This is a genomic window from Salinicola sp., from assembly GCF_982684285.1.
Genome location: NZ_CEXLVS010000467.1, coordinates 1 through 1349, shown reverse-complemented (window position 1 = coordinate 1349; position 1349 = coordinate 1). Strand labels below are relative to the sequence as shown.

Below are 1349 nucleotides of genomic sequence, written 5' to 3'. Positions count from 1 at the left end.
TTGCTTGCTCTTTATCGCCAGCAGAAATTGCTGCATCTAGCTTTTTAAGACTGGTACGCATTGCTGAACGTTGACTTGCGTTAAGTTGACGGTTTTGTTCCGCCTGACGAGCGCGTTTTTTTGCTTGTGCTGAGTTTGCCAATGTACTTCTCCGATGTAACTAAATCTAGTAATGAACCGGACATTATCCTGATTTAAGAATGAATTGTCAAAGGAATATATGAACTTAAGTGCTATTATACGGAAAAGTTTTATTTTGGACATAAAAGCATGAAGATTATTACTGCCAATGTAAATGGCATCCGCGCAGCAGGGCGTAAAGGTTTTTTTGATTGGATTCAAAAGCAACAAGCCGATGTGGTTTGCATTCAAGAAACGAAAGCACAAATTGATCAACTGAGTGATGCGCTTTATCATCCCGAAGGTTATCACTGCTTTTATCATGATGCTCAAAAGAAAGGCTATAGCGGAGTCGCTTTATATTGCCGTCAACAACCTGACGAAGTGATTGTTGGTATGGGGGATAATGAGGTTGATTCCGAAGGGCGTTATATTGAGGCTGTTTTTGGCAATTTAAGTGTGATTTCACTTTATATGCCATCAGGTTCTGCCAAAGAAGAACGCCAATTACTCAAATATCGTTGCATGGATCATATGATGGCGAAAATGGAGGAGATGAAAGCCTCTGGACGTGATTATATTGTGACTGGCGATTGGAATATTGCTCATAAAAATGAAGATATTCGTAATTGGAAAGGCAATTTGAAAAACTCTGGTTTTTTACCAGCGGAGCGGGCTTGGTTAGATACCTTATTTGATGATGTCGGTTTTATTGATGCTTTTCGAGAAATAGAGCAGGAAGAACATCAGTAAACATGGTGGTCGAATCGTGGTCAGGCTCGTGCAAATAATGTTGGCTGGCGGATTGATTACCATATTTTATCGCCAAATTTAAAAGGTAAAGTACAATCGACTGCGATTTATCGAGATGAAAGTTTCTCTGATCATGCGCCGTTGATTATTGATTATGATTACACATTAACGACAGCATGAGTGAAGTAGCCTCAAGCAAAACGTGGCTAGAAACAATTGCGGCTTTTAAGCATCCGCGAGTTATCACCATGCTGTTTTTTGGCATTTCCGCAGGATTACCAATACTACTTATATTTTCATCACTCAGCCTATGGTTACGTGAAGCTGGGATTGAACGTTCTGCCGTTACATACTTTAGCTGGGCGGCATTAGGCTATTCCTTTAAGTTTATCTGGGCACCGTTGGTTGATAAATTACCCTTGCCGGTATTAACGGCAAGGCTAGGTCGACGACGATCATGGTTATTGCTGTCACAG

2 protein-coding genes and 1 pseudogene are annotated in these 1349 nt (G+C 40.7%); 2 read left to right on the top strand and 1 reads right to left on the bottom strand.

Going from position 1 to position 1349, the window contains the following annotated elements; all coding sequences use genetic code 11:
- Positions 1-142, bottom strand: a 142-nt coding sequence (rpsT, locus tag AC3AYF_RS21150; protein WP_487780436.1) for a 30S ribosomal protein S20, incomplete at its 3' end; no start/stop codon positions are given.
- Positions 143-270: 128 nt separating this feature from the next.
- On the opposite strand from rpsT, the gene AC3AYF_RS21145 reads away from it, so the two are divergent.
- Positions 271-873 carry an exodeoxyribonuclease III gene (locus tag AC3AYF_RS21145; protein WP_487780435.1) on the top strand — a complete coding sequence of 201 codons (603 nt, stop codon included), beginning with the start codon at positions 271-273 and terminating at the stop codon, positions 871-873.
- 176 nt (positions 874-1049) lie between these two features.
- Positions 1050-1349, top strand: a pseudogene (locus AC3AYF_RS21140) (AmpG family muropeptide MFS transporter); the annotation flags it as partial.